General features: G+C 64.8%; 19 protein-coding genes. 16 read left to right on the top strand and 3 right to left on the bottom strand.

Features of this window, described 5'->3' with window-relative positions; translation table 11 throughout:
- Positions 1–165: 165 nt before the first annotated feature.
- Positions 166–966 (bottom strand): SDR family oxidoreductase, encoded by an 801-nt coding sequence (locus FXB40_RS46815; RefSeq protein WP_148779012.1) that lies wholly within the window; start codon positions 964–966, stop codon positions 166–168.
- An 85-nt stretch (positions 967–1,051) separates the two neighbouring features.
- Positions 1,052–2,110: a polysaccharide deacetylase family protein gene (locus FXB40_RS46820; RefSeq protein WP_148779013.1), complete on the bottom strand. Its 1,059-nt coding sequence runs from the start codon at positions 2,108–2,110 to the stop codon at positions 1,052–1,054.
- A 165-nt stretch (positions 2,111–2,275) separates the two neighbouring features.
- Between FXB40_RS46820 and FXB40_RS46825 the strand changes: the two genes are divergently transcribed.
- The 12 genes from FXB40_RS46825 (at position 2,276) to phoB (ending at position 13,978) form a co-directional block, all read left to right on the top strand.
- On the top strand, positions 2,276–3,670 hold the full coding sequence (locus FXB40_RS46825; RefSeq protein ID WP_148779014.1) for an OmpA family protein: 1,395 nt from the start codon (positions 2,276–2,278) through the stop codon (positions 3,668–3,670).
- Between the two features lie 2 nt (positions 3,671–3,672).
- Positions 3,673–3,969 (top strand): hypothetical protein, encoded by a 297-nt coding sequence (locus FXB40_RS46830; RefSeq protein WP_187437611.1) that lies wholly within the window; start codon positions 3,673–3,675, stop codon positions 3,967–3,969.
- A gap of 124 nt (positions 3,970–4,093) precedes the next feature.
- Positions 4,094–4,687 carry a TetR/AcrR family transcriptional regulator gene (locus FXB40_RS46835; protein ID WP_187437609.1) on the top strand — a complete coding sequence of 198 codons (594 nt, stop codon included), beginning with the start codon at positions 4,094–4,096 and terminating at the stop codon, positions 4,685–4,687.
- Entirely contained in the window at positions 4,684–5,616 is a 933-nt protein-coding gene (locus FXB40_RS46840; RefSeq protein ID WP_148779017.1) for a haloalkane dehalogenase, read from the top strand. Before FXB40_RS46835 ends, FXB40_RS46840 begins: the two co-directional genes overlap by 4 nt.
- Positions 5,617–6,164: 548 nt before the next feature.
- A complete protein-coding gene (locus FXB40_RS46845; protein WP_148779018.1) occupies positions 6,165–7,220 on the top strand; it encodes a lysylphosphatidylglycerol synthase domain-containing protein in 1,056 nt (351 codons plus the stop codon).
- Positions 7,221–7,255: 35 nt separating this feature from the next.
- Positions 7,256–8,554 (top strand): ATP-binding protein, encoded by a 1,299-nt coding sequence (locus FXB40_RS46850; protein WP_148779019.1) that lies wholly within the window; start codon positions 7,256–7,258, stop codon positions 8,552–8,554.
- Positions 8,555–8,698: 144 nt separating this feature from the next.
- Positions 8,699–9,712: a phosphate ABC transporter substrate-binding protein PstS gene (gene pstS / locus FXB40_RS46855; RefSeq protein WP_148779020.1), complete on the top strand. Its 1,014-nt coding sequence runs from the start codon at positions 8,699–8,701 to the stop codon at positions 9,710–9,712.
- Between the two features lie 150 nt (positions 9,713–9,862).
- The gene (gene pstC, locus FXB40_RS46860) at positions 9,863–10,852 is read left to right on the top strand and encodes a phosphate ABC transporter permease subunit PstC (protein ID WP_187437612.1); all 990 of its coding nucleotides are present in this window, start codon (positions 9,863–9,865) and stop codon (positions 10,850–10,852) included.
- 4 nt (positions 10,853–10,856) lie between these two features.
- Positions 10,857–11,702, top strand: a complete 846-nt coding sequence (gene pstA / locus FXB40_RS46865) for a phosphate ABC transporter permease PstA (protein WP_148779022.1) — start codon at positions 10,857–10,859, stop codon at positions 11,700–11,702.
- Complete coding sequence (gene pstB / locus FXB40_RS46870; RefSeq protein WP_148779023.1) at positions 11,699–12,520, top strand: phosphate ABC transporter ATP-binding protein PstB; 822 nt, start codon at positions 11,699–11,701, stop codon at positions 12,518–12,520. Before pstA ends, pstB begins: the two co-directional genes overlap by 4 nt.
- Before the next feature lie 11 nt (positions 12,521–12,531).
- A complete protein-coding gene (gene phoU, locus FXB40_RS46875; protein WP_148779024.1) occupies positions 12,532–13,248 on the top strand; it encodes a phosphate signaling complex protein PhoU in 717 nt (238 codons plus the stop codon).
- Between the two features lie 22 nt (positions 13,249–13,270).
- Positions 13,271–13,978 carry a phosphate regulon transcriptional regulator PhoB gene (phoB, locus tag FXB40_RS46880; protein ID WP_027533133.1) on the top strand — a complete coding sequence of 236 codons (708 nt, stop codon included), beginning with the start codon at positions 13,271–13,273 and terminating at the stop codon, positions 13,976–13,978.
- A 111-nt stretch (positions 13,979–14,089) separates the two neighbouring features.
- Here the strand turns inward: phoB and FXB40_RS46885 are convergent, their stop codons facing one another.
- Entirely contained in the window at positions 14,090–14,599 is a 510-nt protein-coding gene (locus tag FXB40_RS46885; RefSeq protein WP_148779025.1) for a GcrA family cell cycle regulator, read from the bottom strand.
- 453 nt (positions 14,600–15,052) lie between these two features.
- Here FXB40_RS46885 and FXB40_RS46890 point away from each other — a divergent pair, with 453 nt between their 5' ends.
- The 4 genes from FXB40_RS46890 to FXB40_RS46905 all read left to right on the top strand — a co-directional run.
- Positions 15,053–16,255: an aspartate aminotransferase family protein gene (locus FXB40_RS46890; RefSeq protein WP_148779026.1), complete on the top strand. Its 1,203-nt coding sequence runs from the start codon at positions 15,053–15,055 to the stop codon at positions 16,253–16,255.
- Positions 16,255–17,178, top strand: coding sequence for an ornithine carbamoyltransferase (argF, locus tag FXB40_RS46895; protein ID WP_148779027.1), 924 nt, complete (start codon positions 16,255–16,257; stop codon positions 17,176–17,178). The genes FXB40_RS46890 and argF overlap by 1 nt, the downstream gene beginning before the upstream one ends.
- Before the next feature lie 141 nt (positions 17,179–17,319).
- Positions 17,320–18,327 (top strand): Hsp33 family molecular chaperone, encoded by a 1,008-nt coding sequence (locus FXB40_RS46900; RefSeq protein ID WP_148779028.1) that lies wholly within the window; start codon positions 17,320–17,322, stop codon positions 18,325–18,327.
- A 172-nt stretch (positions 18,328–18,499) separates the two neighbouring features.
- Positions 18,500–18,683: transposase (locus FXB40_RS46905; protein ID WP_187437610.1), on the top strand; the 184-nt coding region annotated here is incomplete at its 3' end.

Consider the following 18,683-nt stretch of genomic DNA (forward strand, 5'->3'; position numbering starts at 1 on the left):
GTGTGCATCCCCTAGGGCGAAAGCCGGGACCCATAACCACAGGGAGTTGTTTGGCGAAGACTCGTCGTTCGGTACTCCCACCAGCCGCCACGCTAGATCACGCGGTATGGGTCCCGGCGTTCGCCGGGACGACAGCGGAGTGTGACGCGCTAGCTCGCGCGCCGCCTACCCCGCAATCTCCAATCCCGCATTCGCGTACACCACACCGCCATCCACCGCGATCGTGTTGCCGACCACATAATCCCCCGCGCGCGAGGCGAGGTAGATCGCTACGCCCGCCATGTCCTCGTCGGTGCCGATACGCCGCGACGGAATGCGCTTGGCGACGTCGTCCGAGTGGTCGCGCGCGGCGCGGTTCATGTCGGACTTGAACGCGCCCGGCGCGATCGCGGTGACGTTGATGTTGTCCTTGATCAGCTTGGTCGCCATGCGCCGCGTCAGATGGATCACCGCGGCCTTGCTCGCTGCGTAGGAATAGGTCTCGCCCGGATTGACGAAGATGCCGTCGACCGAGGCGATGTTGATGACCTTGGCGGGCCGTTCGTGCGACGCCGCCGCGCGCAGCGGTTTCGCCAGCGCCTTGGTCAGGAAGAACAGTGACTTGACGTTGAGGTCCATCACCTTGTCCCAGCCGCTTTCGGGGAATTCGTCGAACTCCGCGCCCCAGGCCGCACCGGCATTGTTGACGAGGATGTCGAGCTTCGGCTCCAGCTTGATGATTTCGGAAGCCAGCTTGTCGCAGCCTTCGACGGTCGAGATGTCGATCGGCAGCGCGATGCACTCGCCGTCATATTGCGCCGAGAGCTCCTTCGCCGTCGCCTCGCAGGGACCGGCCTTGCGCGCGGTGATGTAGACTTTTGCAGCGCCGGCGCCGAGGAAGCCGGCCGCGATCATCTTGCCGATGCCGCGCGAGCCGCCGGTCACGAGAGCGATGCGGCCTTTGAGCGAAAATAGATCGTTGGACATGGTGCCTCCCTTGGTTTGCGACGTTTTGAGCGCCGCGGGGAGGGGAGTCAACTCGGTGTTGTCCCGGCGAATCCCGGGACAACAGTCAAGCCGCGGCAAACCGGCGAAAGCCGTTCCACATCGCGGTCGCCGCGCCGGACGTCAGCACCGGCAGAATGCGCGCGTCCTGGTAATTGCCGTTGAGCGAGACGCGTGGCAGCGCGGTCATGTGGCCGGCGTTCTCCGCGAACAGCATGCCGGGCCGTGTCGTCACCGCGGTTTTGAAGCCGGCGGATGCGGCCATCGCGAATTCGCGTTCACCCGCGGCCTCGCGGTCGCCATAGGGGTAGGCGAGATGCAGCACCGGGCGCTCCAGCGCGGTCTCGATCCGCACCCGGCTGACGGCCATCTCCTGCGCGGCGATCTCCTCGCTCTGCTTGGCGAGATTGCAATGGCTGATGGTGTGGGCGCCGATCGTGACCAGTGGATCGGCCGCGAGCCGCTTCACCTCGTCCCAGGAGAGGCAGAGGCTGCGGCACAGGCCTTCCATGTCGACACCGTGCGCGGCGCAAAGCGCCTCGATCTCGCGCTTCAGATCGTGCTCGCCGGGAAGCGCGCGGAGCCAGTCATGCAGACGGTCGAACGCCGCTTGCTTCGCGGCAGGCGTGCTCGCATCGAGGCGCAGCGCGGAATGACCGATCTGCACGTCGACCTGCTCGGCCTTGGCGATGACGGCCTCCAGCGCGGCCCACCACAGCCGTCCTGTGCCCTCAGCAAAGTCGCTGGCGACATAGATGGTCGCGGGCGCGTCAAATTCGCGCAGCACTGGTAGCGCGTGCTCCCGATTGTCGCGATAGCCGTCGTCGAGGGTGAAGGCGGCGATGCGGCGGTCGAAGCGGCCCTGCACCAGCCGCTCGTGCAACTCGTCCATGCTGACGATGTCGATCTCGCGCGAGCGCAGATGGCACAGCGTCGCACGCAGGAAATCGGGGGTGACCTCGAGATGCCGGTTCGGCTGGAACGCGCCCTCACGGGTCGGCCGCACGTGGTGCAGCATGAAAATGGCGCCGACGCCCGACAGCAGCGGCCGCAGCAGATGGTGCGCCCCGCTGAAATAGAGTGCTCCCAGCCCGGCGCGAATGACGTTGTTACGGAGTTGTTTCATGACCGGCTGGCCGCCCCTGGGCATTCCGCCTTCAACTTAGGGTGTGACCCTTGAAGAAAAAGTTATTCCAATTGTCCACGCGTGGCCCCCGAAAGGGCCCCATTTCCGGTTTGACAGCCCGCCAAGGGTTTGTTTTGTCTCCGGTTCCAGAGTTCGGGTCGTCGAATGCAGATGCTTTTCAGGTGGGCCAGCAAATGGTGGCCAGGGCTGATCCCCCTGGCCGTCATGTGGGGATTTGCGGCCTGGAATAACACCTTGCCGGTCGAGGCGGACCTGTCGGCCCGCAGCTCGGCCGCGCTCAAGGATACTGTCCTGGACAAGACCCGGATCGCCGTGGACGGCCGTGACGTCAGCCTGGCCGCGGATGCCTTCTCCGAGGAGGGGCGCCGCGACGCCGTGACCACGGTCGAGATGGTTCCCGGAGTACGGCTGGTTGATGACCAGACCCGCCTTGCTCCCGAAGCCAAGCCCTTCGTCTGGAGTGCCGAGCGTGACGTGGTGCGGGTGACGCTGTCGGGTTCCGCGCCGCTGCCGTCGATGAAGGCGCGCCTGACGGAAGCCGCCCGCAAGGAGGTCAATGGGACCGAGGTCGCCGATCAGATGGGCCTAGCCCGCGGCGCGCCGGCGCGTTTTGAGGCGGCCGCGATGCTGCTGCTCGACCAGATCGGTAAGCTGAAGGACGGCAAGATCACGATAACAGACACTAAGGTCAATCTGTCAGGCATGGCGCGCGACATCGGCGGCCGTGAGGCGATCGCAGCTGCGCTGAAGAACCTGCCCGAAGGCTTTTCGATCGCCGCCAACGAGATCAAGGCACCGCCCTACATCTTCCAGGCCTACAAGGATCCGGTCGCCGCCACCGTGACACTGACCGGCTACGTGCCCGACAACAACGTGCACACCGCGATCGCGACCAGCGCGTCGCGAAAATTCTTCACCGAGAAGGTGGTCGACAATCTCAAGGCCAGCGTCGGTGCGCCCGGCTCCTTCAACACCGCGGTGGTCGCAGCGCTCGGCGCGCTGTCGCGGCTCTCGACCGGCACGCTGGTGGTCTCGGATCGCGAGGTGAAGCTGTCGGGCGATGCGCTGTACGAAGGTGCGGCCAACGACATCCGCGCCGGCCTCGGCAAGGACTTTCCGAAGAATTGGCAATACAAGCCCGAAATCACCGTGAAGCCCGCGGCGGGGCCGGTCGACGGCACCGTCTGCCAGCAATTGTTCTCGGAGCTGCTCGCCAAGGGCAAGATCCGCTTCGCAACCAAGCGCGCCGACATCGATCCCGACTCCGCCGGCATTCTCGATCATCTGATCGAGACGGCGCTGCGTTGCCCGACCACCAATATCGAGGTCGCAGGCCACACCGATTCCGACGGCGAGGATGCCTTCAATCAGGCGCTCTCCGAGAAGCGCGCGCAGGCGGTGATCGACTATCTGGTCAAGGCCGGCCTGCCGGCTGACCGCTTCAGCGCGGTCGGCTACGGCAGCACGCAGCCCGTCGCCGCCAACGACACCGACGACGGCAAGGCGCAAAACCGCCGCATCGAATTTCTGGTGAGGTGATGATGCCCTATCTCGTCTCGTTCCATATAGGCTGGCTGATCGGCTCGGCGCTGCTGGGCTTCTGCATGGGCTGGATCTCGGTGGTCCAGCGCGGCAACGGCACCTCGAAGGTGACGGCGCGCTGCCTCGCGGTGCTCGTGGCGGCCTTGGTCGCGGCCTCGTTCGCGCATGTGATCCCGGGCCGCTTCGGCTATTGGCTCGACCTCGGGCTGGTCCTGTTCGCCTGCTACCTCGTCGGCTGCACCATCGGTGCATGGCTGCGCTATTGGGTGGTCTCGCGCAGCCAGCCTGCGGCCTGAACCGCGATCCGCTGCCGGGCGATCGATCGTCTCAGATTCCGAATAACTGTCTGATCGGTAAGCAGATCGCAGCGGGTGCAAGTCGGCGCTTGACATCAATACGTACGTACGTATTATTTCGCTCATGCCAAAACCCTCGCTTAAAGACGCCATCCTCGACGCCGGCCTGAAGGTCATGTTCCGGACCGGCTACCACGGCACCAGCGTGCGCGACGTCACCTCTGCAGCGGATGCGCCGCAGGGCTCCTTCACCAACCATTTCCGCTCCAAGGAGGCGTTCGCCTCCGAGGTGCTCGACCGCTATTTCGATGTCACCAGGGGGCTGGTCGCCGAGGCCTTGGACGACACCTCGCTGACGCCGCGGGCGCGGCTGCGGCGCTACCTCGACATCATCACCGGCCGGCTCGAGGCCGACGGCTATGGCCGCGGCTGCCTGATCGGCGATCTCAGCCTGGAGGCATCAGGCAGCAGCGAACTGCTGCGTGCGCGTCTCTCGGCGATCTTCGCCGAATGGCGCATGCCGTTCGCCGCCTGCATCGGGGATGCCCAGACCAGCGGCGAGATCGCCTCCGATTTCAAGCCCGACGAGCTTGCCGACTTCCTGCTCGCGTCCTGGCAGGGCGCGATCCTGCGCATGAAGGTCGACCGCAATCCCAAGGCGCTCGAGCGCTTCAAGACCATAGCATTCCAAACCGTGTTCAGGGAGACGACGACATGAGCAAGCCGATCGAGATCGAGATTCGCCTGGCGCCGGTGCTGGGCAGCACGATGGCCTATCGTGAGACGGGTGAGCAGGATGCGCCGGTCGCGCTGTTCCTGCACGGCAATCCGACCTCGTCGCACATCTGGCGCAACATCCTGCCGCTGGTGTCGCCGGTCGCGCGTTGCATCGCGCCCGACCTCATCGGCTTCGGTCAATCCGGCAAGCCCGACATCGCCTACCGCTTCTTCGATCACGTGCGCTATCTCGATACCTTCATCGAACAGCGCGGCATCAAGTCGGCCTATCTCGTCGCGCAGGACTGGGGCACGGCGCTCGCGCTTCATCTTGCGGCACGGGGGCCGGATTTCGTGCGCGGTCTCGCTTTCATGGAGTTCATCCGTCCGATGCCGACCTGGCAGGACTTTCACTACACCGAACGCGCGGAAGAACAGGACCACGCAGAGGCGGCGCGGGCGGTGTTCCGCAAGTTCAGGACGCCGGGTGAAGGCGAGGCCATGATCCTCGAGGCGAATGCGTTCGTCGAGCGCGTGCTGCCCGGCGGCATCGTCCGCAAGCTCAGCGACGACGAGATGTCGCCCTATCGTGCGCCGTTCCCGACACCGGAGAGCCGTCGCCCGGTTCTTGCGCTTCCGCGCGAGCTGCCGATCGCAGGCGAGCCCGCCGATGTTGATGCAGCACTCCAATCCGCCCACGCCGCGCTGGCCGCTTCTTTTTATCCAAAGCTGCTGTTCTCGGGCGAGCCCGGTGCGCTGGTTGCTCCGGAATTCGCCGAGACATTTGCGGCGTCGTTGAAGCACTGCGCGCACGTTCGTCTCGGCGCCGGGCTGCACTTCCTTCAGGAGGATCACCCCGAGGCGATCGGCCGCTCCGTCGCCGGCTGGATCGCCGGCATCGAGGCGGTGCGTCCGCAACTCGCGGCCTGAGGGCGGCGGTACTTCCGAACAGCATGCTCTCCGCCGGCCCCGCGCCGGCGGACGACTTCGACAGCACCTGTATCTGTGATGTCGCGGTGCACCCAAATTGTCAGGGAAAATGCCTCGGCCGCGCGATCGTCGCGCGGCTATTTGTGCTGCGGCCGGCCGGCGCGGCTCGCTCCCCTCTTTCAACAGGCGGGTGCGGCCCATAGATTGATTTCGACTTAAGGCGTGACGGAACATTGTCCGGTCGAAATCATCAAAACTTCATGGCCCCTAAGCAGGATTGCCATGGAGATTCGCGTCAGCCCTGCCGTCGAAAGCGCCAAACCGTGCACCTTGAACCCGCAAACCTGCCTAAAATGTTGAAGGCACGTGATTTTGTTCACATTGGCGAATTCCACTCCACCAAAAAACGCGCTAGTGGAGGGTCGGGGGGCATGCGCGGTGCCGGAGCCGGCGGCAAGGGTTCGTTGAGTGCTTGTTCGTTGAGTGCCTGTGCGTCGTCCGCCTGTTCGCCGGCCACCCTGGCCGCTGAAGCGTTGTTCGAGGTCTAGATGCTGGAAGCCATACGCAGGGCGATGACGTTTCTGCGCCAGAAGCAAATCCTGCATAAGCTGGGAGTTGTGATCAGCGTCGCGGTCATCGGCATCGCTTGCTATGTGCTCTACCACATGCTGCGCGGCATCGACACCAACGAGGTGATCGAGGCGATCAAGAGCACCGAGCCGCGCCAGATTGCGATGGCGGCGCTGTTCGTGATGGCGGGCTATTTCACGCTGACCTTCTACGACCTCTTCGCCGTGCGCGCGATCGGCCATGCCCACGTGCCCTACCGCATCAACGCGCTCGCGGCCTTCACCAGCTATTCGATCGGCCACAATGTCGGCGCCAGCGTCTTCACCGGTGGCGCGGTGCGCTATCGCATCTATTCGGCCTATGGGCTGAACGCGATCGACGTCGCAAAGATCTGCTTCCTCGCCGGCCTCACCTTCTGGCTCGGCAATGCCGCGGTGCTCGGCCTCGGCATCTCCTATCATCCGGAGGCGGCCGCCTCGATCGACATGCTTCCGCCCTGGCTGAACCGGACGTTTGCGATGATGATCCTCGCAGCGCTGGTCGGCTACGTGGTCTGGGTCTGGACCCAGCCGCGGGTGGTCGGACGTGGCCCCTGGACCGTGGTGCTGCCGGGCGGTCCGCTGACGCTGCTGCAGATCGCCATCGGCATCATCGATCTCGGCTTCTGCGCGCTCGCGATGTATGTGCTGGTCCCCGACGAGCCCAATCTCGGCTTCGTCGTGGTCGCGGTCATCTTCGTCTCGGCGACGCTGCTCGGCTTCGCCAGCCATTCGCCCGGCGGGCTCGGGGTGTTCGACGCCGCCATGCTGGTCGGCCTCTGGCAGATGGACCGCGAGGAACTGCTCGGCGGCATGCTGCTGTTCCGGGTCCTGTATTATCTGTCGCCCTTCGTCATCTCTGTAATCTTGCTGACGTTTCGCGAGGTTATCATCGGCGCCCGATCGAAACGGCTGCAACAGGCCGCGCTCAAGCTCGATCCAGGCCCACCGCCTGAAGCCGCTTATGTGAGAAAGCGCAGCGACAGCGGCGCCTGACCGGCGCAAAAGGCAACAAGGAGAAGCCCGCCCCGATGGCGATCGACGCTCCCTCGTCTCCCACGGTGCAGCCCTGGTCCGACCGGCTGCGGCACTCGACCGTTATCCTGATCGCCGCCGCGCTGGCGCTGTCGGTCGTGGTCTCGCTCGGCGAATTGTCGGTGATGCGGGCCGCGACGGTGTTCCTGTGCATCGCCGCCGCGGCGCTGATCCCCTGGCGGCTGCATGATACCGCTGCCTCCCGCGAGGACACCCGCCGCGTCAATCCAGTCGAGAGCGCGGCGGTGGCCGCGGTCGTTGCCGGAATGCCGGATCCCGCCGTGCTGCTCGACCGCGCAGGCCGCGTCATCCATCTCAATGCCGCCGCCGCCCAGCTCGCGCCGGCGTTGCGCAAGAACGAGCTCGCCCAGTTCGCGCTGCGCTCGCCGGAGATCATCACGGCCCTGCGCGAGTCGATCGCGACCTCCGAAGCGCGGCGCACGACCTATCTCGACCACGTGCCGGTCGATCGCTGGATGGAGCTGACCATTACGCCGGTGCCGGTACCGACCAATTTCGGCGGCGCCGACAAGTGCATGCTGATGACGTTCCACGACCAGACGCCGCTGCGCCGGGTCGAGGAGATGCGCGCCGACTTCGTCGCCAATGCCAGCCATGAATTGCGCACGCCGCTGGCCGCCCTGTCGGGCTTCATCGACACGCTCCAGGGTCAGGCCAAGGAAGATCCCAAGGCGCGCGAGCGCTTCCTTGGCATCATGCACAATCAGGCCACCCGCATGGCGCGCCTGATCGACGATCTCTTGTCGCTGTCGCGGGTGGAACTGTCGGCCCATGTCCGGCCGGACACCCTGGTCGACCTGCTGCCGATCATCTTCCAGGTCGCCGACGGGCTCGAGCCGCTGGCCCGGGAACGCCAGGTCGAGGTCGAGACCCATCTGCCGGAAGCGCCGGTCATGATTGCCGGCGACCGCGAGGAGCTGCTGCGCCTGTTCGAGAATCTGATCGAGAACGCGCTCAAATACGGCGCCTCCGGTGGACGCGTCATCGTGTCGCTTACCGCAACCCCGGCCACTGATGGAACTCAGGAAATCCGGGTCATCGTGCGGGATTTCGGCCCCGGCATTGCACCCGAGCACTTGCCGCGGCTAACCGAGCGCTTCTACCGGGTGGACGTCGGCGACAGCCGCTCCCAGGGCGGGACCGGACTGGGATTATCGCTGGTGAAACATATTCTTAACCGTCACCGCGGCCGTCTTTTGATCGAAAGCGTGCCTAAACAGGGCGCCACTTTCACCGCTTGTTTCCCCCAGGCCAAGACTCCGGCTGCGAGCTGAAAATCAAGTGATTTCAATCGCTTGATGGTGTCATCCGACTGTCACTAAACCTTCGTAAAAGCACAGCCGACCGCTCCTAAAGGGGCGGCACGGGGAGCGCGATCGGGCGCTAATGGCGCTTCGCTCCCCTGTATGGAGACCAGCATGAATTTCATCAAAACGATCGTCGCTGCCGGCTTGGTCGCCGCAACGACGACGGCGGCCTTTGCCGCCGATATCACCGGCGCAGGCGCGACCTTCCCGTTCCCGATCTATTCGAAGTGGGCTGACGCCTACAAGAAGGAGACCGGCAACGGCCTGAACTACCAGTCGATCGGTTCCGGCGGCGGCATCAAGCAGATCCAGGCCAAGACCGTGACCTTCGGCGCCAGCGACGCGCCGCTCAAGGCCGATCAGCTCGAGAAGGACGGCCTCGTGCAGTGGCCGATGGTGATGGGCGCCATCGTTCCCGTCGTCAACATCGAGGGCGTCAAGGCCGGCGAGCTCGTGTTCGACGGCGAGACCCTCGCCAGCATCTATCTCGGCAAGATCACCAAATGGGACGACGCCGCGATCAAGAAGCTCAATCCGAACGTGAAGCTGCCGTCGGACGCGATCACCGTGGTTCGCCGCTCGGACGGTTCGGGCACCACCTTCAACTTCACCAACTATCTCGCCAAGGCCAGCGCGGACTGGAAGAGCAAGGTCGGTGAAGGCACCGCCGTCGAGTGGCCGGTTGGCGTCGGCGCCAAGGGCAACGAAGGCGTGTCGGGCAACATCAGCCAGACCAAGAACTCGATCGGCTACGTCGAGTACGCCTATGCCAAGCAGAACAAGCTGACCTACACCGGTCTCGTCAACAAGGCCGGCAAGCCGGTGCAGCCGACCGTCGAAGCCTTCCAGGCGGCCGCTTCCAACGCCGACTGGGCCAAGGCTCCCGGCTACTACGTCATCCTGACCGACCAGCCCGGCGAGAAGTCCTGGCCGATCACGGCGGCGACCTTCATCCTCATGCACAAGGATGCCACCGACAAGGCGGCCTCGCAGGAAGCCATCAAGTTCTTCCGCTGGGCCTTCAAGAACGGCGGCAAGGCGGCTGAAGAGCTCGACTACATCCCGATGCCGGACCCCGTCGTCCAGTTGATCGAGAAGACCTGGGCTGCCGAGATCAAGAGCTAAGCTCCTCGTCTCTGGATGCGGTGCGGCTTCAAACGGCCGCATCGCGGACCACACGACTTTTAGGCCCCGGATCAGCATCGCGCTGTGTCCGGGGCACGAAACCGATAACAAGCGTATATAATTTTGGTACAGGGGATCGGCGTGGCAGAGATGGCCGTTCAGAGCGATATCGTCGACGACGCCGGACCATATGATCGCGCGAAAGCTCTGAGCGCGTTCAAGCTCGGCGATGTCACCTTCTACTGGATCACGCGGATCAGCGCGATCTCGGTGCTTCTCATACTCGGCGGCATCATCCTGTCGCTGATCGTCGGCGCTTTCCCGGCGATGAAGGAATTCGGCTTCGCGTTCCTGTGGACGCAGCGCTGGGCGCCCTCGGCCGATCCGCCCGTGCTCGGCGCGCTCGGACCGATGTACGGCACGCTCGTCACCTCCTTCATCGCGATGCTGATTGCCATTCCGGTTGGTCTGGGCATTGCGATCTTCCTGACCGAGCTCTGCCCGCAATGGCTGCGCCGCCCGATCGGCATGGCGATCGAGCTGCTCGCCGGCATCCCCTCGATCATCTACGGCATGTGGGGCTTCTTCGTGTTGGGTCCGTTCCTGGCCAACACCTTCCAGCCCTTCATGATCAAGATTTTTGACGGCGTTCCCGTGCTGGGCGCGATCTTCGCGGGCCCCCCGTCCTATCTCAGCCTGTTCAACGCGGCGCTGATCCTCGCCATCATGGTGCTGCCCTTCATCACCTCGATCTCGGTCGACGTGTTCAAGACGGTGCCGCCGGTGCTGAAGGAGGCCGCCTATGGTGTCGGCTGCACCACCTGGGAAGTCGTCCGCAGCGTGGTAATCCCCTACACCCGCGTCGGCGTCATCGGCGGCGTCATGCTGGCGCTGGGCCGTGCGCTCGGCGAGACCATGGCGGTGACCTTCATCATCGGCAACTCGTTCCGCATCTCGTCATCGATCTTCGCGCCGGGCACCACGATCTCGGCGGCGATTGCATCTGAATTCGCCGAAAGCGACGGCCTGCACCAGTCCGGCCTGATCCTGCTTGGCTTGCTGCTGTTCGTGCTGACGTTCTTCGTGCTCGCCGCGGCGCGGCTGATGCTGATGCGGCTGGAAAAGAAGGCGGGGAACTGACGCCATGAACCCGATCTATTCACGTCGCCGCCGCAAGGACATCGTCGTCCGCGGGCTCTGCTTCGGGGCTGCCGCCTTCGGCGTCACCTGGCTCGCGCTGATCCTGGTCACGCTGCTCTACAACGGCGTCGCAGGCCTGAACCTCGAACTGTTCGCCGCTGACACGCCGCCTCCGGGCTCGACCGAAGGCGGCCTGCGCAACGCCATCGTCGGCTCGCTGATCATGACCGTGATCGGCGTCGGCATCGGCGCGCCGCTCGGCCTGTTCGCTGGCACCTATCTCGCCGAGTACGGTCGCAACGACAAGCTGACCTCGGTGATCCGCTTCATCAACGACATCCTGCTCTCGGCGCCCTCGATCATCATCGGCCTGTTCGTCTACGGCGCGGTGGTGGTGCCGATGCGCGGCTTCTCGGCGATCGCAGGCTCGCTTGCGCTCGCCGTCATCGTGATCCCGGTGGTGCTGCGCACGACCGAGGACATGCTGCTGCTGGTGCCGAACGCGCTGCGCGAGGCGGCTTCCGCCCTCGGCCTGCCGCGCTCGCTGGTGATCAAGCGGATCGCTTATCGCGCTGCGCGCTCCGGTCTCATCACCGGCGTGCTGCTCGCCACCGCCCGCGTCGCCGGCGAAACCGCGCCGCTGCTCTTCACCGCGCTGTCGAACCAGTTCTTCAGCCTCGGCCTGAACAAGACGATGGCGAACCTGCCGGTCACCATCAACAACTTCGTCCAGAGCCCCTACGCCTATTGGAAGCAGCTCGCCTGGAGCGGCGCGCTGCTGATTACCCTGACCGTGCTTGCCCTGAATATTGGCGCGCGCATTCTTGGCGCCGAGAGGACCGCAAAATGAGTGATCTTTCCGTATCGATGAGCGCGGCCGGCGGCCTGCCTCAGTCGCCGGTGCTGCCCGAAGCCCCCGCCAAGGTGACGGTGCGCAATCTCAACTTCTATTACGGCGAGCACCACGCGCTGAAGAACATCAATATGTCGCTCGGCACCAACCGCGTCACGGCGTTCATCGGCCCGTCCGGCTGCGGCAAGTCGACCCTGCTGCGCATCTTCAACCGGATGTACGACCTCTATCCGGGCCAGCGCGTCACCGGTCAGCTGATGCTCGACCAGACCAACATCCTCGACCCCAAGCTCGACCTCAATCTGCTGCGCGCCCGCGTCGGCATGGTGTTCCAGAAGCCGACGCCGTTCCCGATGACGATCTACGAGAACATCGCCTTCGGCATCCGTCTCTACGAGAAGATCTCGAAGTCGGAGATGGACGACCGCGTCGAGAAGGCATTGCGCGGCGGCGCGCTGTGGAACGAGGTCAAGGACAAGCTCAACGCCTCCGGCCTGTCGCTCTCCGGCGGCCAGCAGCAGCGCCTCTGCATCGCCCGCACCGTCGCGGTGCGGCCCGAGGTGATCCTGTTCGACGAGCCCTGCTCGGCGCTCGACCCGATCTCGACCGCCAAGGTCGAGGAGCTGATCCAGGAACTGTCCGAGAACTACACCATCGCGATCGTCACCCACAACATGCAGCAGGCGGCGCGCGTTTCCGACAAGACTGCGTTCATGTATCTCGGCGAGCTGATCGAGTTCGACGACACCAGCAAGATCTTCACGTCGCCGACCGACCGGCGCACGCAGGATTACATCACCGGCCGGTTCGGCTGAGGAGACGGCACATGGGTTCTGAACATACCGCAAAAGCCTTCGACACCGACCTCCAGGAGCTCACGCGCCTGGTCGCCGAGATGGGCGGCATCGCCGAGCGCATGATCGTCGATTCCGTCGACGCGCTGATCCGCCGCGACGTCGCGCTCGGCCAGCGCGTCGTCACCACCGACGCCGAGCTCGACACGCTGCAGAAGAAGATCGAGGAGCGCGCCGTGCTCACGATCGCGCGCCGCCAGCCGATGGCGGTGGATCTGCGCGAGATCGTCGGCGCCATGCGCGTCGCCACCGATCTCGAGCGGATCGGCGACCTCGCCAAGAACATGGGCAAGCGCGTCGCGGCGCTGGAGACGGATTTCCATCCGCTCAAGCTGTTCCGCGGCCTCGAGCACATGACCGACCTCGTGCAGCAGCAGGTCAAGTCGGTGCTGGACGCCTATGCCGCGCACGACCTGCCGGCGGCGATGGCGGTGTGGAAGGGCGACGAGGAAGTCGACGCCATCTGCACCTCGCTGTTCCGCGAGCTCCTCACCTATATGATGGAGGATCCGCGCAACATCTCGTTCTGCATCCACCTGATGTTCTGCGCCAAGAACATCGAGCGGATCGGCGACCACGCCACCAACATTGCCGAGACCGTGTTCTACATGATCGAAGGCCAGGCCATCACCGACAAGCGACCGAAGGGCGACATGACGACCTTCGCCACGACGGTCCCCAATACTTGAATCCTTAAGGAGCGACGACCCCATGGGCGCACGCATTATGGTGGTTGAAGACGAGGAAGCTCTCACCGAGCTCCTCCGCTACAACCTCGAAGGCGACGGCTATGACGTCGAGACGGTAATGCGCGGCGACGACGCCGACACCCGTCTCAAGGAGCACATCCCCGATCTGATCGTGCTCGACTGGATGTTGCCGGGACTATCCGGCATCGAGCTGTGCCGCAGGCTGCGTGCGCGGTCCGACACCAAGCAGCTGCCGATCATCATGCTCACCGCGCGCGGCGAGGAGAGTGAGCGGGTGCGGGGCCTGGCGACCGGCGCCGACGATTACATCGTCAAGCCGTTCTCGGTGCCCGAGCTGCTGGCGCGTGTGAAGGGCCTGCTCCGGCGCGCAAGCCCCGAGCGGCTCGCCACGGTGCTCGCTTTCGGTGACATCGAGCTCGACCGCGAAAAGCGCCGCGTGGCGCGCTCCGGCCGGCCGATCGATCTCGGTCCGACCGAATATCGCCTGCTGGAGTTCTTCCTGGAGCATCCCGGCCGCGTGTTCTCGCGCGAGCAGCTGCTCGACAGCGTCTGGGGTCGCGACATCTACATCGACGAGCGTACCGTCGACGTGCATATCGGCCGCCTGCGCAAGCTGCTCAATCTCGGCCGCGAGCAGGACCCGATCCGCACCGTGCGCGGTGCGGGCTATGCGCTCGATGATCGGTTCGCGAAGGCCGAGCAGGCCTGAGCACACCGCAAACAAAAAGCGCGCCGAAGGCGCGCTGAACTTTCTCCCGATCGTCCCGGCCGCCGGGCGCAGTTGCGCACCCGGCCGGGACGTTGTCGTTTGGAGCTGAGCTTACCGCGGCGGCTTCGCCGGCGCCCGCCTGCGATCCGCTGCCGGCTGATACGCCACCCGCGAGTGCTGGGCGCAATAGGGCAGGCCGGAGAGCGCCTTGCCGCCGCAGAAGAAGAAATCCGGGCTCGAGGGATCGCCGACCGGCCAGTGGCAGGTGGCCTCGTTCAATTCGAGCAGTGACAGCCGCTGGCTCATCGGCACCACGTTGTCGTAGGTGACCGGCTCGGCCTCGACCTCGACCTCGAAGGCCTGCGCCAGCGCGGTGTTGCCGCGTGCGATGGGCCTGCTCACCCGCATCATGTGCTGCGCCGGACGCGCCTTGCGCGGCCGCGGAGCTGCCGAAGACGGGCTCTTGGCGCGGCCCGACAGGCCGAGCCTGTGCACCTTGCCGATCACGGCGTTGCGGGTGACATTCCCAAGCTCAGCGGCGATCTGGCTGGCCGAAAGTCCGGCCTCCCAGAGCTTTTTCAACTGCTCGACGCGATCGTCGGACCAGGTCAAAACCGTCATTGTAACCTTTCCTTCGCCGCGCGCCTGCCATCGTGGGGCGGCACGACGAATGCCTAAGCCTCGAAAAACCCGTGCCGCCAGAATCCCTTAAGGCTCGCCGGGCGCAATGAGACGCCCGAACGTTTACGCCGGTACATGAGGACTTTTGGGATCAGAACCGCTGCACGAGATGTCGTATCTGACAAGCCAAACGCTACAATATGGCGTGACTCACGCGCAAGAGTCCGCCGACTCGCTTCCACATGTTCCGTGGCCAAAACCCCGCAAATTTGGCACCGCAAGACTACGGAATCAGCGTTTCGCGGGGCTTTCCGGGCGGCATTGACACCAATGGTGCCAGGCATAAGATAGTGGTGCGTGCCGCCCTTAAAAGGCGGCACGTTTCGTTTTCCGGACCAATGATGCGCTGCGCAACGCACGTTCAGGCCGTCCGAAACATCTAAAGAGACCATCATGACCAACAGCGCCGCGCCGCATTTGCTCCCCGTTTTCGCCAGGGCCGACATCGGTTTCGAGCGCGGCGAAGGCTGCTGGCTGATCGCGACCAATGGCGATCGCTATCTCGATTTCACCTCGGGCGTGGCGGTGAACGCGCTCGGCCATGCCCATCCCGCGCTGGTCAAGGCGCTGCAGGAGCAGGCGACCAAGCTCTGGCACATGTCGAACCTGTTCCAGAGCCCGGACGGCGAGAAGCTCGCGAACCGGCTCTGCAACGAGAGTTTTGCGGACTTCGTGTTCTTCTGCAATTCCGGCGCGGAAGCGCTGGAGGGTGTGATCAAGCTGGTCCGCCATCATCACTTCTCCAAGGGACATCCGGAGCGCTACCGCATCATCACCTTCGAAGGCGCCTTCCACGGCCGCACGCTGGCGACGCTGGCTGCGACCGGCTCTGCAAAATATCTCGAAGGTTTCGGTCCGCCGATGGACGGTTTCGACCAGATTCCGCATGGCGACATCGAAGCCGTGAAGAAGGCGATTGGCCCCGAGACCGCCGGCGTCCTGATTGAACCGATCCAGGGCGAGGGCGGCGTGCGTTCGGCTACGCCTTCCTTCCTGAGGGCGTTGCGTCAGCTCTGCGATGAGAAGGGCCTGCTGCTTGCCTTCGACGAGGTGCAGACCGGCATGGGCCGCACCGGCGATCTCTTCGCCCATCGGCGCACCGGCGTCACGCCTGACGTGATGTCGCTGGCGAAGGCGCTCGGCGGCGGCTTCCCGATCGGCGCGGTGCTGGCGACCGCGGACGCGGCCTCCGGCATGGGGCCTGGCTCGCACGGCTCGACCTTCGGCGGCAATCCGCTGGCGATCTCGGCTGCGAACGCCGTGCTCGACGTCATGCTCAAGCCCGGCTTCTTCGACCACGTGCAGAGGATGTCGCTGCTGCTCAAGCAGAAGCTCGCCTCCGTGATCGACCGTCACCCCGATGTCGTCAGCGAAGTCCGCGGCGAGGGGCTCCTGATCGGCATCAAGGCCGTGGTGCCCTCCGGCGATCTGGTCGCAGCGCTGCGCAACGAAAAGCTGCTCACCGTCGGCGCCGGCGACAATGTCGTGCGCTTCCTGCCGCCCTTGATCGTCACCGAAGCCGAGATCGAGGACAGCATCGGCCGGCTCGAGCGCGCCTGCACTGCGCTGTCCGGCAACAAGCAGGCGGCAAGCTGATGAGCAAGACGCCAAAGCACTTCCTGGATATCAACGAGCTGCCGCTGTCGGAGCTCAAGAGCATGCTCGCGGCTTCCTCCGCCATGAAGGCGAAGCAGAAGGCGCATCAGCCGGTCAAGCCGCTCGAAGGCAAGACTCTGGCGATGATTTTTGAGCGCCCGTCGACCCGCACCCGCGTGTCGTTCGATGTCGCCATGCGCCAGCTCGGCGGCGAGCCCATCATGCTCACCGGTGCCGAGATGCAGCTCGGCCGCGGCGAGACCATTGCCGACACCGCGCGCGTGCTGTCGCGCTATGTCGACGCCATCATGATCCGTATCCTCAATCACGAGGCCCTGCTGGAGCTCGCGGCGAACGCAACCGTGCCCGTGATCAACGGCCTGACGCGGCGCTCGCATCCGTGCCAGGTGATGGCCGACCTCATGACCTTTGAGGAACATCGCGGCCCGATCGAGGGCAAGACGGTGGCCTGGACCGGCGACGACAACAACGTGCTGGCGTCCTGGGCCCACGCGGCCGAGCGCTTCAAATTTCAGCTCAACGTCGCAACGCCACCGGAGCTTGCTCCGAAGAAGGTGATGCGCGACTTCATCAAGGCCACCGGTGCGCCGATCGTGCTCGGCACCGATCCCGAGGCCGCCGTGCACGGCGCCGATTGCGTCATCACCGACACCTGGGTGTCGATGGGCGACAAGGAAGGCGAGCACCGTCACAATGTGCTCAAGCCGTATCAGGTCAATTCGAAGCTGATGTCGCTGGCCAAGCCCGACGCGCTGTTCATGCACTGCCTGCCCGCCCATCGCGGCGAGGAGGTCACCGACGAGGTGATCGACGGCCCGCAATCGGTCGTGTTCGACGAGGCCGAGAACCGTCTGCATGCGCAGAAGGGCATTTTGGCCTGGTGTTTCGACGCGGTGAAGTAGGCGCGCTGAAGTCAGTTTGGATCGTCGTCCTGGCTTTTGCCAGGACGACACTGATTCCGTGTTTAACTCGTGCGTTCCAACGCGCGGCCGGGGTACAGGCCGCCCCTTCCATTTTCACTCTCAGACCCCAAATAACGCGCCATGGTTTCCCAATCCCCTGACATCAAAACCGGGCCCGAAGGCCCGGTTCGCGCGCCATCCGCGGTTCCGATCGATGACGCCGTGCTGCCCTACGAGGTCGACGCGCTCGATGTGCGCGGGCGGCTGGTTCGGCTCGGCCCGGCGCTCGACGAGATCCTGACCAAGCACGATTATCCGGCACCTGTCGGCAAGCTGCTCGGCGAGGCCATCGTGCTGACGACGCTGCTCGGCTCGGCGCTGAAGTTCGAAGGCCGTTTCATCCTGCAGGCCCAGACCGACGGGCCGGTGTCGTTCCTGGTGGTGGACTATCAGGCGCCGGATCGCCTGCGCGCCTATGCGCGCTTCGATGCCGAGCGCCTCGGTGACACCAAGGATTCCGGCACGCTGCTCGGCCATGGCCATCTCGCCATGACCATCGACCAGGGTCCGGACATGAGCCGCTACCAGGGCCTGGTCGCGCTCGACGGCGGCAGCCTGGAAGATGCCGCCCACGAATATTTCCTTCGCTCCGAGCAGATCCCGACGCGCGTGCGCCTCGCGGTCGGCGAGGAGTGGCGCTCGAGCGACGGCGGCAAGCATCGCTGGCGCGCCGGCGGCATGCTGATGCAGTTTTTGCCGAAGGCGCCGGAGCGCGCGCGGCAGGCCGATCTGCATCCCGGCGATGCGCCCGATGGCGTCGAGGTGCACGCCGTCGCCGAGGACGATGCCTGGGTCGAGGCGCGTTCGCTGATCGAAACCGTCGAGGACGTCGAGCTGATCGATCCCGATCTCTCCGGCGAGCGGCTGCTCTACCGCCTCTTCCACGAACGCGGCGTGCGCGTGTTCAATCCGCTGGTGTTGAAAGCGCAATGCTCCTGCTCGCGCGATGCGGTCGCGTCCATGCTGAAGAGCTTTTCGCCGGACGACCGCTCGGCCATGGTCAAGGACGACAAGGTCGTGGTGACCTGCGAGTTCTGCAGCTCGGTCTACGAGTTCACGCCGGATGAGGCGGGCGTCGAGGACGCGTAACGCGGTCTCGCAGGGTGGATTAGCGAAGCGTAATCCACCTCTTTTGTTTCTGCGGAAACAGACGGTGGTGGATTACGCCTTCGGCTAATCTTACTGAGTCATTCGGCCGCGCCCGCGAGGGCGGAGAATCAAATATTTGAAGAGATTCAATATTTGGCACGCGGAGGGCCAGATGGATCTCAACCAGGTTGAAGACAGCGAGGCACGGTTTACGGCGTATGTAGCGGGACTGGGACGTGTGATTGGTCAGGCGGTGCGGATGAGGCCACTGCGTGACTATTGCACGGGGTTGATGCTGCCGGGTGAACGCAAGAGCGTTGAGCCGATGGCGGCACGAACGGCGCCGGCGCGGACGG

Source organism: Bradyrhizobium rifense (genome assembly GCF_008123425.1).
Taxonomy (GTDB): Bacteria; Pseudomonadota; Alphaproteobacteria; order Rhizobiales; family Xanthobacteraceae; genus Bradyrhizobium; species Bradyrhizobium rifense.

What these genes read in the sequence shown, in the direction of transcription:
- pstA (WP_148779022.1), top strand. Translation starts at nt 10,857, where the DNA reads ATGAACCCGATCTATTCACGTCGCCGCCGCAAGGACATCGTCGTCCGC.
- FXB40_RS46835 (WP_187437609.1), top strand. Translation starts at nt 4,094, where the DNA reads ATGCCAAAACCCTCGCTTAAAGACGCCATCCTCGACGCCGGCCTGAAG.
- FXB40_RS46885 (WP_148779025.1), bottom strand. Translation starts at nt 14,599, where the DNA reads ATGACGGTTTTGACCTGGTCCGACGATCGCGTCGAGCAGTTGAAAAAG.
- phoB (WP_027533133.1), top strand. Translation starts at nt 13,271, where the DNA reads ATGGGCGCACGCATTATGGTGGTTGAAGACGAGGAAGCTCTCACCGAG.
- FXB40_RS46850 (WP_148779019.1), top strand. Translation starts at nt 7,256, where the DNA reads ATGGCGATCGACGCTCCCTCGTCTCCCACGGTGCAGCCCTGGTCCGAC.
- FXB40_RS46825 (WP_148779014.1), top strand. Translation starts at nt 2,276, where the DNA reads ATGCAGATGCTTTTCAGGTGGGCCAGCAAATGGTGGCCAGGGCTGATC.
- pstC (WP_187437612.1), top strand. Translation starts at nt 9,863, where the DNA reads ATGGCCGTTCAGAGCGATATCGTCGACGACGCCGGACCATATGATCGC.
- FXB40_RS46830 (WP_187437611.1), top strand. Translation starts at nt 3,673, where the DNA reads ATGCCCTATCTCGTCTCGTTCCATATAGGCTGGCTGATCGGCTCGGCG.
- pstB (WP_148779023.1), top strand. Translation starts at nt 11,699, where the DNA reads ATGAGTGATCTTTCCGTATCGATGAGCGCGGCCGGCGGCCTGCCTCAG.
- FXB40_RS46900 (WP_148779028.1), top strand. Translation starts at nt 17,320, where the DNA reads ATGGTTTCCCAATCCCCTGACATCAAAACCGGGCCCGAAGGCCCGGTT.
- FXB40_RS46890 (WP_148779026.1), top strand. Translation starts at nt 15,053, where the DNA reads ATGACCAACAGCGCCGCGCCGCATTTGCTCCCCGTTTTCGCCAGGGCC.
- pstS (WP_148779020.1), top strand. Translation starts at nt 8,699, where the DNA reads ATGAATTTCATCAAAACGATCGTCGCTGCCGGCTTGGTCGCCGCAACG.
- phoU (WP_148779024.1), top strand. Translation starts at nt 12,532, where the DNA reads ATGGGTTCTGAACATACCGCAAAAGCCTTCGACACCGACCTCCAGGAG.
- FXB40_RS46840 (WP_148779017.1), top strand. Translation starts at nt 4,684, where the DNA reads ATGAGCAAGCCGATCGAGATCGAGATTCGCCTGGCGCCGGTGCTGGGC.
- FXB40_RS46820 (WP_148779013.1), bottom strand. Translation starts at nt 2,110, where the DNA reads ATGAAACAACTCCGTAACAACGTCATTCGCGCCGGGCTGGGAGCACTC.
- FXB40_RS46845 (WP_148779018.1), top strand. Translation starts at nt 6,165, where the DNA reads ATGCTGGAAGCCATACGCAGGGCGATGACGTTTCTGCGCCAGAAGCAA.
- argF (WP_148779027.1), top strand. Translation starts at nt 16,255, where the DNA reads ATGAGCAAGACGCCAAAGCACTTCCTGGATATCAACGAGCTGCCGCTG.
- FXB40_RS46815 (WP_148779012.1), bottom strand. Translation starts at nt 966, where the DNA reads ATGTCCAACGATCTATTTTCGCTCAAAGGCCGCATCGCTCTCGTGACC.